Source organism: Caldanaerovirga acetigignens, assembly GCF_900142995.1.
In the GTDB taxonomy this organism is placed as follows: Bacteria; Bacillota; Thermosediminibacteria; order Thermosediminibacterales; family Thermosediminibacteraceae; genus Fervidicola; species Fervidicola acetigignens.
The window spans coordinates 1-18055 of sequence record NZ_FRCR01000011.1; the positions used below are offsets into that span (position 1 = coordinate 1).

General features: G+C 37.5%; 21 protein-coding genes and 1 riboswitch. All 21 genes read left to right on the forward strand.

The features are described from left to right. Positions 1 to 437: amidase domain-containing protein (locus BUB66_RS08840; protein ID WP_188092891.1), on the forward strand; the 437-nt coding region annotated here is incomplete at its 5' end. Positions 438 to 454: 17 nt separating this feature from the next. Next, positions 455 to 1030 carry a nuclear transport factor 2 family protein gene (locus tag BUB66_RS08845; protein ID WP_073257682.1) on the forward strand — a complete coding sequence of 192 codons (576 nt, stop codon included), beginning with the start codon at positions 455 to 457 and terminating at the stop codon, positions 1028 to 1030. Between the two features lie 84 nt (positions 1031 to 1114). Further along, the gene (locus BUB66_RS08850; protein ID WP_073257684.1) at positions 1115 to 1555 is read left to right on the forward strand and encodes a hypothetical protein; all 441 of its coding nucleotides are present in this window, start codon (positions 1115 to 1117) and stop codon (positions 1553 to 1555) included. A gap of 19 nt (positions 1556 to 1574) precedes the next feature. Then, a complete protein-coding gene (locus BUB66_RS08855) occupies positions 1575 to 1973 on the forward strand; it encodes a hypothetical protein (RefSeq protein WP_198409423.1) in 399 nt (132 codons plus the stop codon). A 124-nt stretch (positions 1974 to 2097) separates the two neighbouring features. Continuing rightward, the gene (locus BUB66_RS08860) at positions 2098 to 2535 is read left to right on the forward strand and encodes a hypothetical protein (RefSeq protein WP_198409424.1); all 438 of its coding nucleotides are present in this window, start codon (positions 2098 to 2100) and stop codon (positions 2533 to 2535) included. 24 nt (positions 2536 to 2559) lie between these two features. Further along, complete coding sequence (locus BUB66_RS08865; RefSeq protein WP_073257688.1) at positions 2560 to 2946, forward strand: hypothetical protein; 387 nt, start codon at positions 2560 to 2562, stop codon at positions 2944 to 2946. Between the two features lie 15 nt (positions 2947 to 2961). Continuing rightward, positions 2962 to 4347: an outer membrane protein assembly factor BamB family protein gene (locus tag BUB66_RS08870; RefSeq protein WP_073257691.1), complete on the forward strand. Its 1386-nt coding sequence runs from the start codon at positions 2962 to 2964 to the stop codon at positions 4345 to 4347. 261 nt (positions 4348 to 4608) lie between these two features. Further along, complete coding sequence (locus BUB66_RS08875; RefSeq protein ID WP_073257819.1) at positions 4609 to 5313, forward strand: lantibiotic protection ABC transporter ATP-binding protein; 705 nt, start codon at positions 4609 to 4611, stop codon at positions 5311 to 5313. Then, positions 5310 to 6068: a lantibiotic immunity ABC transporter MutE/EpiE family permease subunit gene (locus BUB66_RS08880; RefSeq protein ID WP_073257693.1), complete on the forward strand. Its 759-nt coding sequence runs from the start codon at positions 5310 to 5312 to the stop codon at positions 6066 to 6068. Before BUB66_RS08875 ends, BUB66_RS08880 begins: the two co-directional genes overlap by 4 nt. Next, entirely contained in the window at positions 6068 to 6862 is a 795-nt protein-coding gene (locus tag BUB66_RS08885) for a lantibiotic immunity ABC transporter MutG family permease subunit (RefSeq protein WP_073257697.1), read from the forward strand. Before BUB66_RS08880 ends, BUB66_RS08885 begins: the two co-directional genes overlap by 1 nt. 25 nt (positions 6863 to 6887) lie before the next feature. Beyond that, positions 6888 to 7583: a response regulator transcription factor gene (locus tag BUB66_RS08890; RefSeq protein WP_068747285.1), complete on the forward strand. Its 696-nt coding sequence runs from the start codon at positions 6888 to 6890 to the stop codon at positions 7581 to 7583. Then, positions 7580 to 9025, forward strand: a complete 1446-nt coding sequence (locus BUB66_RS08895) for a HAMP domain-containing sensor histidine kinase (protein WP_073257699.1) — start codon at positions 7580 to 7582, stop codon at positions 9023 to 9025. The genes BUB66_RS08890 and BUB66_RS08895 overlap by 4 nt, the downstream gene beginning before the upstream one ends. A gap of 100 nt (positions 9026 to 9125) precedes the next feature. Further along, positions 9126 to 9506: a BlaI/MecI/CopY family transcriptional regulator gene (locus BUB66_RS08900; protein WP_073257700.1), complete on the forward strand. Its 381-nt coding sequence runs from the start codon at positions 9126 to 9128 to the stop codon at positions 9504 to 9506. Continuing rightward, the gene (locus BUB66_RS08905; RefSeq protein ID WP_073257702.1) at positions 9503 to 12022 is read left to right on the forward strand and encodes a M56 family metallopeptidase; all 2520 of its coding nucleotides are present in this window, start codon (positions 9503 to 9505) and stop codon (positions 12020 to 12022) included. The genes BUB66_RS08900 and BUB66_RS08905 overlap by 4 nt, the downstream gene beginning before the upstream one ends. 26 nt (positions 12023 to 12048) lie before the next feature. Next, positions 12049 to 13248 carry a hypothetical protein gene (locus BUB66_RS08910; RefSeq protein WP_073257704.1) on the forward strand — a complete coding sequence of 400 codons (1200 nt, stop codon included), beginning with the start codon at positions 12049 to 12051 and terminating at the stop codon, positions 13246 to 13248. A 181-nt stretch (positions 13249 to 13429) separates the two neighbouring features. Next, positions 13430 to 13620, forward strand: a riboswitch (Lysine riboswitch). A gap of 112 nt (positions 13621 to 13732) precedes the next feature. Beyond that, on the forward strand, positions 13733 to 15061 hold the full coding sequence (gene lysA, locus BUB66_RS08915) for a diaminopimelate decarboxylase (RefSeq protein WP_073257706.1): 1329 nt from the start codon (positions 13733 to 13735) through the stop codon (positions 15059 to 15061). Positions 15062 to 15144: 83 nt separating this feature from the next. Then, a complete protein-coding gene (locus BUB66_RS08920; RefSeq protein ID WP_073257708.1) occupies positions 15145 to 15765 on the forward strand; it encodes a site-2 protease family protein in 621 nt (206 codons plus the stop codon). A gap of 15 nt (positions 15766 to 15780) precedes the next feature. Continuing rightward, positions 15781 to 16527, forward strand: a complete 747-nt coding sequence (locus BUB66_RS08925) for a segregation and condensation protein A (protein ID WP_073257711.1) — start codon at positions 15781 to 15783, stop codon at positions 16525 to 16527. Between the two features lies 1 nt (position 16528). Further along, positions 16529 to 17044: an SMC-Scp complex subunit ScpB gene (scpB, locus tag BUB66_RS08930; RefSeq protein WP_073257713.1), complete on the forward strand. Its 516-nt coding sequence runs from the start codon at positions 16529 to 16531 to the stop codon at positions 17042 to 17044. 9 nt (positions 17045 to 17053) lie between these two features. Continuing rightward, complete coding sequence (locus BUB66_RS08935; RefSeq protein WP_073257716.1) at positions 17054 to 17614, forward strand: DUF2953 domain-containing protein; 561 nt, start codon at positions 17054 to 17056, stop codon at positions 17612 to 17614. Next, positions 17587 to 18006 (forward strand): GerW family sporulation protein, encoded by a 420-nt coding sequence (ytfJ, locus tag BUB66_RS08940; protein ID WP_073257719.1) that lies wholly within the window; start codon positions 17587 to 17589, stop codon positions 18004 to 18006. The genes BUB66_RS08935 and ytfJ overlap by 28 nt, the downstream gene beginning before the upstream one ends. Positions 18007 to 18055 lie beyond the last annotated feature (49 nt).

Below are 18055 nucleotides of genomic sequence, written 5' to 3' on the forward strand. Positions count from 1 at the left end.
TTGCCAACTTTGGAATAGATGTAACAAGTCCATACGCATGGTATTACGATAACAAAGGTACTAGTTCAACATCTGATGATAAATATTCCCACACATGGTCTGTTGCTAAAAAGTTATATTCTTTCATTGTTCTTGATAGTAATCCACGTAGGGGCGCAAAAGCTAGGACTTATCCGTATCCAGGCACTACTTCAGATCCCTATCCAGACGAAATCTCAATAGGCGATTTACTCTTTTATGATTGGGAAGGAGATGGCGAAATTAATCATGTATCGATATATGTAGCAAATGGGACAGATCCAAACTCCGGATATTCTGGTGCGTTAGTAGATCAACATACGACAAATAGATATCATGCCATTTGGTCTCTGAGTTATTACAATGAAGATAGAGAAACTACTAATATATATCCCGTAACGTTATACTTAAATTTCTAGGGTAAAGGAGGGTGGATATGCTTATTAAGAACAAATTATTTGTAATAGTATTCTTGCTGGTGTCGGTTATTGAGGCTGTTACATTAATACAAGCTGAAGTTCCTAGTGCAAAAGAAAGAGAAAACATTGCTCAAGTTATAAAACAAGCTGTGGAATTGCCAGGTAAAGTGTATACCCAGGCAAGATCGCATCACAGGAACAAGACATTGGCCGAAAATAGAGTGGCACTCATGAATAATGGGAAAAGAGCTTTACAAGAACTTTTTACAGATGATTTAGCACAACGCTTATCAAAAAGTTGGGTAGAAAACCAATTAGAGAGAGTAGTTGATGGCCCAGATCAAATTGATAGCGGAGTATCGAATGTTGAAATAACAGACCTGTCTATATCCGGTGATAAGGCATATGTAACTGCTGTGGTAGAAAAATATTTTGTCGACAGAATAACCCGCGATGGGAAAAATTATATTGATCGAATGGAAGGTAAGTCAACTATTAAAGCAACCTTAGTGAAAGTTGACGGTAAATGGAAAATAGCTGAATATACTTCACAACCCAGTCTCAATCCAAAACATATAATACAGCCCGAGTAACTGTTTTTGAATTGTAACTATTTTTGAATTGCCCCCATTTTTTAATTGGGGAATTCTTTTATACTTCAAGGAGTAAAGTTAATAATGAAAAAAAACTGGCTTGTTGGTTTAAGAGGAGTATTGATATTAACTCCTGCAATTGGAGTAGGGTTATATTTTATCGTCGAATTAAGACAATACTTAGAATTGATATTTGGCAATAGAAACATTGTCACGAAACAAGATTATTATAGGTTTTGTATTAATCTATTTATCGCAGCGTTATTTGCTTTATTTTTTAATAAGGCCGACAAAAAGATATATAAGATTTGGAAATATTTATTGATTGCAATGGTTATTTTATCCGGTACCAGATTATTTTCTGCGTTTTTGATTGACTGGTTGTGTAGCGACAAACTTTTCTTTACCGGCTCTAATTATGAACCGTTGGTTATACATTTGCAGCAGAAAGTAGGAGCAGCAATTTTATGTGGAGAGATTACAATTATTTTATTAATCATCTATTTACGAAATAGAAAAGCATAAAAGGCTGTACTGGCATGGTTTGAATCCAATTGAATTGATAATTAAGGCAGTGCCTGGTCTTGGGGATATATACAGAAAAGGTGAAGAAATATACAAGGCGTTAAAGGCTATTTATACGGATTTGTCGAATATTGATCCTTATAAGAGGGTCGAAGTTGAAACGAAGTATACATATAGAGATTTTTATCACGATCTTTATGTCTGGGATTATAGTAAAACATGGAAATATATTGGTTATAGTTTAAGCAGATATTATTATAAGTACTATGGAATATGGTATTTCGATGCAAAAATTGGAGAGTTTAGACATAGAGATGAACATTATACTCATCAAAATGGCTATCCTCCTGAAGTTATAGCAAAGGCTCCAAACTATATGAAATACAATGTGTTAAGTCAATTGGCATATGAAGCATGAAAGATGGGGAGAACGTATTATGAAACATATTAAGAAATTTATCATCTTTCATATTCTTTTTTCTTTTTTATTTTTAACTGGATGCAAATATTTTGCCACTCCTTTTCTTCCGGATGTTGATTTTGTGATAGACAGAATAAATTCAGGGGAAAGTGAGATAGATTATGAAAAATACGTAAGAATTGAAATGTATAAATCTCGATTGCTTTTCGATCATACCACGGTGGAAGGCGGCCCGGATGATGAGCTATGCAATTTGATATATGGATTTAGAATATATAATATTTCTAATGAACCGATAAAAATAAATTATAAAAAATTTGTTCCCCCAGAATTAAGTAAAATAATCATAGCTGGTTTGGAAGATGAATTCTATCCTCCTCATAGGTATTTAAAGTTAAAACCTGGTGAAAGAATATTTGATGAAGGAGGAGTTTTGATGAAGCATTATAATAAACTTTCGGAAGAAGAAAAAAAGATTTTCCATCAATATAAAGATACGCTTTATTTCGAGTTAAGGATAAATGGGAAGAGAGCTTATGCTAAAGTTTCTGCAGAATGAGTTAAAATATACATTCTGCATATTATGTGTTTTTATCCAAAATATCTTGATGCAGGGAAACATCCAATCGGAAGAATTCCTGGACACTTTGTTACTTTTGTTAGCTCGGAGATTATAGGCCCTGTTTCTATTGATAAAGATATTAAAATAAATGAGCATGTTATAATAAATAAAGACCCAAAAACTGTTACTAAGGATGAAATTGTTCCCTTGACTGATGAGGAATTAAAGGAATTTTTTGGAGATACACCACCCGTAAAAAAAAGTTTTTTGAAGAAGAACACAATGTACGATTGGTCTTTTAAAATTCATGACCCGGGTACAAGATATGGCAAAAATATCTATTTTTCAGATAATATAAAAGGAGCTACATTAGACGACCTGGATAGAATAACCATATTTGAGAAATAAAAGAAGGTGAGGGAAATGCATAAAATTGCAAAAGTATTTTTATTAGCAATTTTTCTTTTTTTTGTTACGGGTTGCGAAGTACAACAACCTTCGATTATAGAACACGTTGAAGAAAGTGACTCAAAAACGCTTTCGGCAGAGAAAAACAACAATAAAAGCTACTTCCAATGGAGGTACCCGGAAGATTTAAATAATATGAAACATCGTCCATCAGATCTAATTGATATAGCTTTAAGTAATGATAGAAATGTCGTTTATACCAATTATTTTGAGGGTAGGCTCACTGCAATAGATTCTAAAAGTGGAAAAGAATTGTGGAACTATGAATTGCCGGAAGGCTCCGATATCGTTCAAATAGGGGTCCATCCGAATAATAATGATATTTACTTGATGGACCTTCCAAATTTGCAAGTATGGGTTTTATCCTATGAAGGTAAGTTGAAAAATCATATTTCCTTTGGTATGGGTAATTATGCTATTAGAATGGTACCTCCATTTATATTTACAAAAAAAGGACGTTGTTATTTCGGGGCACCCGATGGAAAAGTTTACTGTGTTGATGATAATGGAAAAGTTTTATGGGCAACAACCGTTGGAAGATCTAAAACATCCGGGGAAGATCATCCGGTAAGCGATCTTATCATTACAAAAGACGAAAGAACGATAGTAGCCTCAGCCTTTATTGATCCAACCAATCCAGTTTATGGAATTGACGCTGATTCGGGGGAAATAAGATGGCAATATAGTCATAGCAAATATACAAATATAAATTACATAACAGCGGACGATGAAAATAACGTACTTTTGGCAGCTAATGATCCAAAAGAAATGAAAAGATGGAATTCTACAAATCCCGAAGAACAAGAACCTCCTATGGATGAAATAAACTCAACCGTGGGCGGTGCGGTAATATTACTTGATGCGAACGGCAAGGAGAAAAAAATTATTGAAATACCAAGACAGTTTGGCTTGGTGCATGTAAAAGGCGACCCTAAAAGGAATCGTATATACGCAACATGTTATACTTGTTTTGATAGACTATCAGCTGTATGGGCACTTTTTGCGGCTGATTATGAAGGTAACATATTGTGGGACACCTTAAAATATCCAATCTTATTGGCGGGTTATACAAATAGTGAGTTTTTAAAGTTACAAGATTTTTATGTATATCTTGGAAGCTATGGGGATATAAAAAAGATTGATATTGATGGCAACCTAATTGCTGAATATAAAATCCTTGAAGAAAGAAAATCTTTAATTTCAGGAGTTAATTTAGAAGGTTCTGCGTCGATAATAGCTGCTGACGAAAATGAAAAATCGCTTTACGTATTTTGTGGAGAAGAAAAATACCATGAAGAATACGGGTCAATAGGGAGAATATATAAACTTAAGCTGGAGTAAAATCCCCAATTTTTTACTACCACTTATCCATATAATGCTACAAATTTAAATGGTGAGATAAAGGGGGTCGTTAAAAATGCAAACGCCACTTTTGTATGGTGGCGTTTTTACTTTTTTGCTTTATAACTTTATAAATTCTTTATTAATTCGGGTTATTATCTATATAAAAATAAGAGTAATTTTCAAAAAATGATTAAACTCCTTTTAAGTGCGGCTAAATCCTGTAAATCTTCCGAAATTTCGATAGAAAGGATGGTAAGATTGGCAGAGTATATTATTGAAACCAAAAATCTTAGAAAATACTACCATGGGCAGTTAGTGGTTAAAGATGTCTCACTGCGCGTTCCGGCAGGGTCTATATACGGTCTCATCGGGCCTAATGGTTCGGGCAAATCAACGATTTTAAAGCTGCTGACGGGTTTGTTGCATCCCGATGGGGGAGAAATAATTGTCTTCGGTGAGCCCTGGCAGAGAAAGCACCTTTCGCGCATAGGAGCGTTAATAGAATCTCCGGCCCTTTATGGGAACCTCACCGCGGAGGAAAACCTTCTGGTTCATACAAAATTGATGGGATTGCCCGGGAGCGTTATATATGAAGTGCTTGACACTGTTGGTTTAAAAGATTCCTGCAAAAAATTGGCGTCTCAATTTTCATTGGGAATGAAACAGCGTTTAGGTATAGCAATAGCCTTGTTGGGAGAGCCAAAGCTGCTAATTCTCGATGAGCCAACCAATGGCATCGACCCTGTTGGTATTCAGGAATTTAGGGGATTGATCCGCTCGCTTTCAAAAAGGGGTATCACGGTGATTATTTCAAGTCATATACTAAAGGAAGTATCGCAGGTTGTAGATTATATAGGAATTCTCAGCGAAGGTCGGCTGAAATATCAGGGGAAGATAAACCCTGACGAAGACCTCGAGTCCCTTTTTATGGAAATTTTAAACATTGAGGAGGATAAAAAATGATCGCCATAATACAAGCAGAGTATCTCAAATACAGAAGGACATTTTCAAGGCGCCTCGTAACATCGGGACCGCTGATTTTTATATTAATGGTACTGCTCCAAGAAATATTCATACCTGATGGCTTTATGAAAACGTGGCAGTTGCTTCTCGGCCAGGTTTACAACTGGTGGTCAGTGGTATTTATACCCATAGGTACTGCCTTGTTTGCTGCACTGGTGCAGTTTCAGGAGAAAAAGGCGGGTGATTACCAGAACCTGCTCATACGCAATGTTTCGCTGCCGGCCCTGTGGGCAGCCAAGGTTCTGGTGATGGTTATTAATACAGGGCTTGCCACAGCAGTCCTCATTTTGACCACCTTTTTATCGGGACTCTTGATAGCGAAAGAAAGCATACCCTGGTTTAAAATTTTAGCAGGCGGTTTTATGCTTTGGGTAAGCTCCCTGGACTTGATACCGGTGCAGCTATGGGTGGCCATGAAAAAGGGCACCGTTGCCAGTGTGGCTCTGGGATTTATAGGCTTATTAGCAGGAATTTTGGCAGCACCTAAAACTTACTGGATATTTGTGCCGTGGAGTCGCCCCATCCGGCTGATGTGCCCCATAATAGGGGTTCACCCCAATGGCATATTTTTAAAACCGGGGGACCCGCTTTTAAAGCCCTCGGTGATACTTCCGGGGATAGCTTCGGCAATCGTGTCTTTTGCCATCTTCACAATTTTGACGGCCATATGGTTTAATAGAAAGGAAGTGTGGTGATGGGTAGGGTTTCTTTTTTAAACTTACTATCGGCCGAGTGGTTGAAAACAAAGCGCACTCCGGTAAGATGGCTGTCGTTCTTAACTCCTGTTGCCTTTGCGGTATTATTGACATGGTATTTTTCGCTGAAAAAAGTTACTCCTTATATTCAAGCCGAAATTTATCAGGCTTTCTTTGAAGTATGGGCTACAGTGGTAATTCCGGCGGGATCCGGCATTATTTCTGGAATTGTGGTAAACCAAGAAGAAATGGCAGGGGATTTTAACGGTTTTTTGGGTAGCAAACTGCCCCGAAACAGACTTTACCTTGGGAAACTGGCAACGATTACCTTATTTTCGATGACGAGTATGATGATCGGGATGGTAACGCTTTTAATCGGTATAAGATATGTGTTGAATATTCCCGTTAATGGGATTATCTTCATTGTGGCTGCCTTTATATTGCAGCTCAGTGCCATGCCGCTGTTTGCTTTTCATATCTGGATTGGCTTTGCCCGGGGTATGGGTGAATCTTGCGGCCTCGGCTGCGCCGGCGTACTTATAGCTTCTCTAATGGCCTCGAGCCTTGGAGATACGGTGTGGCCGTTAGTTCCATGGGCATGGCCGGTGCGCCTGTCCATGCTTCCCGGGATTTATTTGCCCGGTGTGATACTACCACAACATTTTAAATCTTTACGTTTTATCCTTGAACAGAGCCTGAAAGGTATAATTCCCGTTGCGGTTTTCTTTACGATGATGCTGGTGGGGGGATTGGTGTGGTTTAATAAATGGGAATGCGGAAAGACTTACGATTGATTATGTGTTCTGGAGGTGATGCCGGTTGAGCAGAATACTCATAATCGATGATGAAGAAGAGCTGGTCAGCCTTTTAAAGGATTCTCTGGAAAAAAAGGGTCACACGGTGTGGACGGCTTTAAATGGAGAAGAAGGCATTAAAAAAGCTCGACAACAGCCGGACTTAATTATACTGGATATCATGATGCCGGAGGTGGATGGATTCGATGTCTGCAGGTGTATCAGGGATGAGGTTTTGTGCCCCATTATTTTTCTAAGCGCTAAGCAGTCGGAAACCGACAGGATTAAGGGTCTTGCGCTGGGAGGAGATGATTATGTGGTAAAACCCTTCAGTCTGGGCGAGCTTACGGCAAGGATTGAAGCCCACCTCCGGCGGGAAAATAGGGCTTTATACCTGAATACCTGTGGCAGAAGGCCAATGATCAACTTTAAAAATCTCACGGTAGATTTGAAGGAACGGCAGGTAAGGATAAACGGGAATTTGATTGCGCTCACAAAAAGGGAGTTTGATATTGTAGAGCTATTATCCCTGCACCCCGGCCAGGTATTTTCAAAAGATCAGATCTATGAAAAGATCTGGGGTTATGATGCAGAAGGGGATTCCTCCACCGTAGCGGAGCACGTGAAAAATATAAGGGCAAAGTTTGCCAAAGCCGAGCCAAACATCGAATATATTTCTACTGTTTGGGGTATCGGCTACAGGTGGGAGAAAATAAGATGATGGAAAAAAAGCCTTTAAAGACTCAATTTGTTGTCAGTTTCATACTCATACTTGTATTCAGTTTTATCGCCACCATAGCCACATATTTTTTCGGCTTTGTATTGTATAAAAAAATCGAATACAAAAACATGTACCCGGCCAATTATTTTGAGAAAAAAATTCCCGAAATAGAGGAACATATAAGAAAAAGCGGCGTGTCAATCTTAAGCCGCGAAGGTCGAGCGGCTCTTGAGAAAATCATTCCCGCCGAAGGTATCTCCTACCAGGTTATGGATAATTTTGGCCGTAGAATTTACGGAACGGATGAAGGGCTAATCATTGGGGATAAGGAACAGCTATGCAGGAAATTAAACACCACTTTTAGCTTAAAGGGAAAGTACATCCGGTTAGTGCCGATAATTGATCAGGAAGGGAAAATAGCGGGAGCCGTATCCCTTTCCTACTCGCTGGTGCCTACTTACCGCAGCCTATTTGATAAAATATGGATTTCCTTTATATTTTTCGCCGTCATATTTTCTCCGTTTTTTTATTTAATCCTTTGCACCTGGATGTTTTCAAGGATCTTTTACAAAAATATTGTAAAACCTTTAAATCTGCTCATAAAGGCGTCGGAGAAAATATGTGAGAAAAACCTGGATTTCTTCATTGACTATGACGCACCTAACGAACTAGGGCGACTCTGTAAAGCATTTAATGAGATGAGGGGCGAGCTTGAAAAATCGCTGATTTTACAGTGGAGGATGGAGCAGCAGAGGCGGGAAATGCTGGAAGCACTGGCCCATGACCTTAAAACACCGGCTTCCATAATTAAGGGGTATGCAGAAGCCCTTATGGAAGGTGACCAGCAAAACAGCGACAAGATTTGCAGATATTTAAACATAATTAAGGAAAGTACTGATAAGATTACAACTTTTGTTAATAAAATAAGGTATGTTTCTGAACTGGAATTTTCTGATTTTAAACTGGAACCCGAACCGGTTGACATAAAATTTTTTATCCTAAAAAAAGAGGAAGGTTACAGGCTTCTTTCCCAAAAGAAAAATATCAAAATTTATACAAACGTATGCGATACAAGGCATTGTGAGGCATTATGCCTGATAGATAAAGAAAAGCTTGAAAGAATACTGGACAATATAGTCATGAACAGTATTCGCTTTACTCCGAATTCTGGACGCATTAACATTGATGTGACGATAAAAGACGACAGATTATATTTTCGGATTTGCGATACAGGAAAAGGCTTTAGTCCCAAAGATTTGGTACATATCTTCGATAGATTCTATAGAGGTGATAGTGCACGAAATTCAGAGGGCGAACACATGGGCCTCGGGCTCTATATTGCCAGAAAACTCGTAGAAGCGCACGGAGGTACCATAAAGGCTTTTAACCGCTCAGAAGGCGGTGCCTGTGTAGCCTTTGACATATCAATTTGCCGTAATTGATTATAGAGTAAAAAGCCGGTAGAGTATATTGACAAAACAGGATTACAGTTGTAATATTAAATTAAACTTACAAATGTAATCTAAAAGGAGGTAAACTTTCATGGAAAAATTTCCTCAAATTTCCGAAGCCGAGTTGGAGGTAATGAAGGTTTTATGGGAATTAAAGCAGGCCACAAGCTCTCAGATTATAGAAAAATTGACTAAGGTTAAGGTATGGAAGCCCAAGACAATTCAAACACTTCTTAATCGCTTGGTAGCAAAAGGGGCCGTCAAAGCAGAAAAACTATCGAGCAAAGCCTTTGTATATTCACCTATTATAGATGAGACCGAGTATAAGGCCTTTGCCAGCCGTTCATTTTTGGATAAAGTTTTTAACGGTTCTTTGAGCCTGATGGTTACCAGTTTTGTCAGGGGACAAAAGTTATCGGTGGAGGAGATAGAAAGGTTAAAGAAACTTTTGGAAGATGAGGTGACAAAATGACAGGAGTATTTACGTCCGTTTTAAAAGCCTCTTTAAACGCTTCCCTTGCAGGGATTATGATTTTATTAATAAAAAGGATTCTGAAAAACAAACTTAGTCCCCGCTGGCATTATTTAATCTGGTTTGTACTTATAATAAAGCTACTTATACCTTTTGGGCCCCCTTCACCGGTGAGTTTTTTCAACACAGTATACTCAAAAAGCTACAATATTGATTTTATACAGCCGGAATTTAACCACAACCTGCAGCCATCGTTAATTTTAGGGGAGTCACCGTCTAAGAGTGTTCAATTACCAATCGATAATCAATATAATAATGACGAAAATGTAAATAATGCCTCTTTTAGAAAAATAAGTACCGTTGCCTCTTACATTTGGGTTACCGTCTTTATTCTATCTTTGTTATTCGTGATATTTATAAACGTGAATTTTAATAGAAAGCTGAAAATTAGCGGCAGAACTGTTCCTTTAACTTTAAAGAAGATATTGAATAATTGTAAAGAGAAAATTAAATACAACGGGGACGTTGATGTAATTGTACAGGATATAATTAAAGTTCCTTCCGTTGTAGGCTTTTTGAGCCCTAAAATATTAATTACTCCAACCTTTTTGGAATTGGGAGAGGAAAAACTTTCGTATATATTTTTACACGAGCTTTCCCATTTAAAGAGAAAGGATATACTGGTAAATTATCTGTTGATTTTTTTACAGCTTTTTTATTGGTTTAACCCTCTAATATGGTATTATTTTAAAAAGATCCGTCAGGACATGGAAATTGCAACCGATGAGGGAGTCCTGGTTTTGCTGGAAAACAATGAAAGAAAGGAATACGGAAGAACCCTTATTTCAATTCTTGAAAATTTTAATATGCCCGCACCATCCCTGAAGCTTGTAAGTATGGTGGATGAAAGAGGAAATATTGAAAGTAGAATAAGGATGATAAGCATGGCCGATATATTTAAAACTAAAAGAGTAATATTTTTTATTACCGGAATTTTATGTTTTGTTTTTCTTGGCTTATTTTTACTTACGGGCCCTGTATCTAAAAATGAGGTGCAGGTCGGAAGCTTAGTGTTCGATATTCCCGGTGATATAAAAATAAATACCGATACTCCGGGGTTAATAATACAAAAGAACACAATTTTTAAATACTTCTCAAAAACAAGGATCATATCTTACGGTGAACTCATATTTGAAAAAGATAGGTCTCCCATAGGGGGAATTCAAATCATTTCCTACGAACCCGGTCAGCCCCTCTTTTTACCCAATCATTCGGAGGTAAAAAGCCAGAAGGAAATAAAGGGGCTAAATACGAAGGCCGTTTTGATAAACCTTGATTTAAGCCAGCCCGCGGCATCAGGGGATACTTCGGTAAAAAATGAAAATCATTTGTATCTTATTTTTGAGGAAGAAAAAATCGCTTATGATATTTACGCCGATTCAAGATACGTTGACGAAGCCGTTATTTTAAAAATTGCAAAAAGTATTAAGCCTGCAGAAAACGCTGAGGTAATAAAGATTATTCACGGATTCGGTAAAAGGTTGAAGGACGTAAGTAAACTCGCACCTGTGGAAATCTTACGGGAATCTATTAAGCAAAGCTATGGAGGATTTATTGCGCCGGAGCTTTTAAACCAATGGATAAAGGATCCAACGAAGGCACCGGGTAGGTACGTTTCAAGCCCCTGGCCGGACAGAATCGATATACTAGATATAGTGAAAGAAAATGAAAGCAAATTCTCGGTTTTCGGAGAAATTGTGGAAATAACCAGCGTCCCCGGTGAGGAGTGGAGAACGATGATTAAAGCAACCGTTGAAAAAATTGAGGGTAAGTGGCTAATTACGGGGATAGAGGCTCAAGAAAATAAAAATAATGCACCGGATGATAAGCAAATTATATTAAATGCCCTGGAAAATGCAAAATTTGTAAGACTGTTGGCGGTGGACGCCCAAAAAGAGATTATGCTAAGAAAAGAGCAAATTAACGAACTTAAAAACGCCTTTTTAGTGACAAAGGCAAAGATAGACGACGAATATCCCGGAGGAGCGCTAGTGTCGGAATTTCCCGACTATCAGCTGCAGCTCGATGATGTTCACATATATTTTATAAATAAAAATCAATTTGCAGTAAGCGGGAAAACCTCTAGTGTCTACAATACGGGTGGGGAAATCTGGGAAGCATTGACAAAAATTTTGCCCGTTGGACGGATTGATAATAAAGAGATCGTATCCTACCTTTTTAATGCTCAAAGGGTAGAAGTATCTTCGAGTAAGGATAAATTGATAGAGGGAGACTATACCGCAAGGAAAAACCATTTTGTGAGGATATTAAGGGATGGGGAATTGAAAGGGAATGGAATTGGGACCGGGATGAGGCCGGAAATGATTGTGAAATTTTATATAGATGGCGATGCAATTGATGTTGAAATATATGAAGATGGATTTAAATATCAAGGAAAATATTATTATAAGCCAGGTTTGTTGAAGGAAATAGAAAACATGTTGTCTGCGGGGTGATATTTTTTGATAAAGGGGGTTATATTGTGAGTTTTAAAAGGATAATGTATTTTTTACTTATGCTATGTTTTACTTTGCTGTTGTATGGCTGCAAAGATAGAACAGCTATAAATATGAATAAAGCTCGAGAAAAGGAATTAAAAGATGTAATACAGGTAAAAGCCGATGTAATTGAAGAGTTGATAATAAATAACTTAAAAAACGAAATTATAGGGGTCTCTGGATGGATCGTTGACTATGCGGACGAAAATAACATTATATTTCATAATTATGCACATCTTTTTAAATTCAATATTAGTTCAAAAAAATTCTCATGCCACATAGATTTAACCAAAATAGATGCCGATCACGTCCAGGGTTCTGTAGTCACAAATTTTTTTGTTAGCCCGGATGGCAATTATGTTGTAATAAACAATGGGGGCGCAGAAACGGATGTCCTGAATCGTGAGTTTGATGTATATTTTTGCAATTTAGGTGAGGGGCAGGTAAAGGTTATTGCAAAGAAAAACAATTGCAAAACCCTTTACTGTTGGTCAAAGGATTCCGCCTATTTTATAATGGCGGCAAGGAATGGGGAAAATATGGAGATTTATGATGTACACACGGGCAGCATAGAAAATATTCCTTTTGGCAAAGAAAATATCAGTAATATTTTTATAACCGAGGGAAATAATATCCTGATTGACGGAAAAGAAAAGTACTTGATAAAGCTGAGTACTAAGGAAATTGAAAAGCTTCCTATAGAAGGGATTTTAATAGGGGAAAAAGAAGGCGAAATTTACTATTTTAATGATGGGAAAATATGTTCATTTAATTTTGTAAATTCTTATGCTGTTGAAAATATAGGTGAAAAATATAAATTATTTAGAATATCCGGGGATTATGCAGTTTTTACAGGAGAAAAGGATGCGAAAATTTTTGATAAAAGTAAAAGTAAGATGGTTTCATACCCGGTTAGGATATCTGAAAATACTTTTTATTACAATGCGTCTCCTGATCGCAGCAAATTATTGGTAGTTGACGGAAATATTACACGAGTTTATTCTTCAAATGGTACATTTGAGGAAATAACCGTGGATGGCTTTAATTTTTACATGGCAAAGTGGATTTCTGAAGAAGATATACTGCAAGTCTATACACGGAATTTTTCTCCCGTTCAAATTATAATCGTAAATTATAATGTAAAGGATAAAAAGTTGTCTACGATTTATAATTCCGAAACATAACTCCTTATACATCCACCTCTGCTTCACATTTTGCCAATAGCGTATTTAAATTGACAGAGTTTTGTTATTTTTTTAACCTTTTGATATAGTCCCCTGAGACTACTACAAAAAATTAAATTGACATAATCCATCTCTGTGTTATAATAATACAAAACGAATAACGGTACCTCATCTCGCAATGAGTTGAGGTAGAGGTGCGACACATCAAGAGTACTCCTGCAAAGGTGCGAGAGGCCAATGATGCAGGAGGAAAGGGATTGTCGCCGAAGCACAATCCGATTCTCGTAGGATTGTGCTGGGCCTATGCCGAAGAGGTATAGGACTGTCACCAAAAAACTTCCCCGAGTTTTTTGGTGGAGCGCTACTTCATAACCCTGGGGAGAGAGGAGGTATTTGCCTGTATGAAAAAACAGCTGGCAAATATCTGCGGCTGTATTTTTTTTTAATTTATCTGTAAAAATAATTAGAAGAAAGGAGAACATAGATGCTGCACAAGAACTTGACGGTAAATAAGAAAGGCCATCTCGAAATAAGTGGATGTGATGCGGTTGAACTTGCAAATAAATACGGGACACCTCTTTACGTGATGGATGAATCGCTCATAAGAGAAAATTGCAGGATTTACAAGAATGAACTACATTCACTGCATCCGGACAGCGGTGTAATTTATGCTGCGAAAGCATTTATTACTATGTCTATGTGCAAAATAGTAAAAGAAGAAGGCCTCTTTCTCGATGTGGTTTCAGGTGGAGAACTTTATACCGCAATAAAAGCAGGTTTTCCGCTAGAAAGAGTATATTTTCATGGAAATAATAAATCTTACGAAGAATTGAAAATGGCTTTGGAACACAGGGTTGGACATATCGTAGTAGATAATTTCTATGAACTGGAAATGCTAAGCAGCCTCACGCGAAAGCTGAAAAAGAAGGCAAAAGTACTGCTGCGCATAACACCCGGAATAGAAGCCCATACTCACGATTATATAAAGACAGGCCAAATAGATTCAAAGTTCGGCTTTAGCCTTGAAAACGGAATGGCCATGGCAGCAGTTGAGGAAGCTTTAAACATAAAAGGTGTAAAATTGGTTGGTTTTCACTGCCATATTGGATCGCAGATATTTGAAGCTGAACCATTTGCATTAACTGCAGAAGTTATGATGAAGTTTGTTAACTCGGTAAAAGAACAATACGGTTTTGAAACGTCTCAACTCGATTTTGGTGGAGGATTTGGAATAAAGTATACTGAGGACGATAAACCACTTCACCCGAGAGAATATTTGAAAGCGCTAGTTGAATCGGTAAAGAAATGGGCTAATGAGTTAAATGTGACTGTTCCGAGGATTATGATAGAGCCCGGCAGGGCCATTGTGGGGCCGGCTGGGGTAACCCTATATACAATAGGAGCAATAAAAGATATTCCAAATGTAAGAAAATACGTCTGTGTGGATGGGGGAATGAGCGACAATATAAGGCCAGCGCTTTACGGTGCAAAATATACAGCCATCATAGCAAACAAGGCAAATAAGCCGCCAAAAGAAGTTGTGTCAATTGCGGGAAAATGCTGTGAATCCGGGGACATGCTCATATGGGACATAAAGCTTCCGGAAGTGGAAAGCGGGGATATTTTGGCGGTATTGTCAACCGGAGCATACCACTATTCTATGGCAAGTAATTACAATATGATACCGCGTCCGGCTATTGTTTTTGTGAAAGAGGGGGTTTCATGGCTTTCGGTAAAAAGAGAGACTTATGAGGACCTTTTAAAAAATGAGATATCCGAAGAGGAAGAAAAAGTTGCATCGCATGTCTTATAAGAGTGCGCTAATGCGCACTTTTTTTATGGTTGCAAAAATGATATAATGCTTATTGGTAAATATTATACGAAAGGATGTTATAAATGCCCTATTTTTCAGGTCCAGAAATGCTACTACGAATTCCGGCTCTTTTGATAGCCATATCTTTTCACGAATATGCTCACGCAAGAGTTTCTTATGCTTTGGGTGATCCAACTCCCAAATGGACGGGGAGGTTGACTTTAAATCCGTTAGCACACCTTGATCCGATCGGTTTGCTCATGTTGTGGCTATTTAAATTCGGTTGGGCAAAGCCGGTTATGGTTGATCCGAGGTATTATTCTAACAGAAACGGCATTGTGCTGACATCCCTCGCGGGCCCTTTGACAAATTTTTTACTAGCCTTTATAACTTTAGTGGTTATCAAGTTAAATGTGTTCGGTGGATTATTCGCCGTTTTTTTAGAGGTGTTATTTTCTTATAATTTGGTTTTAGCAGTTTTCAATCTTCTCCCCATCGCCCCTCTTGATGGGTATAAGATTTTTACGGGTCTTCTACCATGGAGAATGAGCGATAAACTTGTTTATTTAGAAACTTATGGTCCTTTAATACTAATATTCATTGTTTATTTTAATTTGGTACATATTATTCTCGACCCTTTTATATCAATTTCTTTGCGCGTTTTAGATAGATTGAGCGATATATTATTGATTTTTAGATTTTAAAAGGGTGATAGATTCGTGGCGCTAAATGTTAAGCTAGAAGCTTTTGAAGGTCCGCTGGACCTTCTTCTTCATCTTATAGAGAAAAACCAGATAAATATCTATGACATACCTATTTCGGAGCTGACCGACCAATATCTGAGCTATTTGGAAGGGCTTGATAAACTGGATATTGATATGGCCAGTGAGTTTTTGTTAATGGCGGCCACATTGCTCAGTATAAAATCTAGAATGTTACTTCCCGTCGAGAAAACCGGCGATATACAGAAAGAGATATGTGCAGGTGCCGAAAAAGAAGATCCAAGGATAGAACTGGTAGAAAAGTTGATAGAATATAAAAAATATAAAATGATCGCTATGGCGTTGAGGAAAAAAGAAGAGAAAGAAAGTAGAGTTTTTAAACGTAAGCCCGATGATTTTTCCTTTTTGTTTGAAGGAGAAATTTGTCTTTCTGAAGTTAATCTTGACGATCTAATCTTAATTTTTACTCGTATCATTAAAAAAGGTAAAATTGAAGGAAGTCAAAACCTAAAGACGATTTTAAAAGAGCCGTTGCCGTTGAGGGTTAGGGTGAAACAGGTATATAAAATTTTATTAAAGAAGAAAAGGATGTTTTTCAGGGAGTTTTTTCAAGAGAATTCCAGTAAATTAGAAATAATAATGACTTTTCTTGCTATACTCGAACTTATAAAATTAAACAGGGTAAGAGTACATCAGGAACAACTTTTTGGAGAAATAACGGTAGTATTAAAGGAGGGAGGTTAAATTGGACAGAGATGCGGCTATAGGAATTTTGGAAGGTATATTATTTGCAGCTGGAGATCCCGTTGAATTGAAAGATCTGGCAAAAGTGCTTGAAATTTCTGAGGAGGAAGTTTTATCCCTCGTCAATGATATGAAACAGGAATATAATTCTAAAAATAGAGGAATCATGATATCAGAAGTAGGTAAAAAAATAAGGCTAACTACTAAGGTTGAAATTTACCCTTATTTAGAAAAATTGCTAAAACCTCAAATTCGAACCCAACTTTCAAAAGCTGCTTTGGAAACATTGGCAATAATCATGTTCAAACAGCCGGTCACCAAAGCTGAAATAGAATCCATAAGAGGTGTTAACGTAGAAAAAACACTAAACAGTCTGATGGAAAGGAATTTGATCTGTGAGGTTGGAAGGTTAGACGTGCCCGGTCGACCGATTTTGTACGGTACAACGCAGGAATGTCTAGAATATTTTGGGCTCAGCTCTATTGAAGAACTTTCGGAGATTAAATTGAGCGAATAGGGGATTAATGTGGTTATATTATTTATATTGTTGGTCACTATTCTTACCGTTTTGTTAATTGTCCTCGTTCCTGTAAAATATTATGTGAATTTAGATGTAGAAGAAAAAGAAAGATGGGAAGTTCGCCTGAAAGTATCGGTCGGAGGACTTACTTTTAAAAGGGGAATATTTTATATTCCATATAATAACAGTAAAAAGAAGTGGAATTGGCAGTCATTGGATTTGATTTCTTTTTTGAAAGAAATTAAGATAAAAAAGATTTCGTGTTACGTAAGATACGGTTTCCATGACCCACTTATTACAGGTTTATCAGCAGGATTGATGTGGAACATTGCGGCTTTTACTTTTGTAATTTTAAGCCTTTATTATGACATTGATAGTTCTGAAGTATATGTGGACCTAAAGCCTGATTTTTCCGGTCAAAAACCGCTGGAGCTTCATTTGGAGAGTATAATGAGCATGAGAATCGGTCATATTATTACCGCGGGACTATTTTTGTGGAGATCACGGTTTAGACAAAAAATTAGAAGGAGCGAAAGAAAATGGATGGACATCCTATTGAAAATTTGATGAAAACGGCTATGGAGAGCATAAAAGAAATGGTTAATGTCAACACGATAATTGGGGATGCTGTTGAAGCGCAGGACGGCACCGTAATTATTCCGGTGTCGCGAGTCACCTTCGGTTTTGCCGCCGGAGGGAGTGAATTTTTTGCAAAAGGCAATCAGGATAAAGATGAAAGTAAGGAAGCGAGAAAAATTCCTTTTGGCGGTGGAAGCGGAGGCGGGGTTTCTATACAGCCTGTTGCATTTATGGTAGTAGGGCAAGGACAAATTAGATTGTTGCCGGTCCATCAAAACGCCATGTGGGAGAGGGTAATAGATTTAGCTCCACAAATTTTAGAACAGTTAAAAACAGCGCTGAAAAAGAACTCTGAGTCAATAGTGGTCCAGCCCAAATAGACTGGACCATTATATTTTTGTTAAAATAAGAAATAAGACATACTTTTTT

Bases quoted from the DNA above. Each gene is read 5' to 3' on its own strand.
- BUB66_RS08905 (WP_073257702.1), top strand. From the start codon at position 9,503: ATGACAGGAGTATTTACGTCCGTTTTAAAAGCCTCTTTAAACGCTTCC.
- BUB66_RS08895 (WP_073257699.1), top strand. From the start codon at position 7,580: ATGATGGAAAAAAAGCCTTTAAAGACTCAATTTGTTGTCAGTTTCATA.
- BUB66_RS08865 (WP_073257688.1), top strand. From the start codon at position 2,560: ATGTGTTTTTATCCAAAATATCTTGATGCAGGGAAACATCCAATCGGA.
- BUB66_RS08845 (WP_073257682.1), top strand. From the start codon at position 455: ATGCTTATTAAGAACAAATTATTTGTAATAGTATTCTTGCTGGTGTCG.
- BUB66_RS08870 (WP_073257691.1), top strand. From the start codon at position 2,962: ATGCATAAAATTGCAAAAGTATTTTTATTAGCAATTTTTCTTTTTTTT.
- BUB66_RS08850 (WP_073257684.1), top strand. From the start codon at position 1,115: ATGAAAAAAAACTGGCTTGTTGGTTTAAGAGGAGTATTGATATTAACT.
- lysA (WP_073257706.1), top strand. From the start codon at position 13,733: ATGCTGCACAAGAACTTGACGGTAAATAAGAAAGGCCATCTCGAAATA.
- ytfJ (WP_073257719.1), top strand. From the start codon at position 17,587: ATGGATGGACATCCTATTGAAAATTTGATGAAAACGGCTATGGAGAGC.
- BUB66_RS08920 (WP_073257708.1), top strand. From the start codon at position 15,145: ATGCCCTATTTTTCAGGTCCAGAAATGCTACTACGAATTCCGGCTCTT.
- BUB66_RS08880 (WP_073257693.1), top strand. From the start codon at position 5,310: ATGATCGCCATAATACAAGCAGAGTATCTCAAATACAGAAGGACATTT.
- BUB66_RS08900 (WP_073257700.1), top strand. From the start codon at position 9,126: ATGGAAAAATTTCCTCAAATTTCCGAAGCCGAGTTGGAGGTAATGAAG.
- BUB66_RS08885 (WP_073257697.1), top strand. From the start codon at position 6,068: ATGGGTAGGGTTTCTTTTTTAAACTTACTATCGGCCGAGTGGTTGAAA.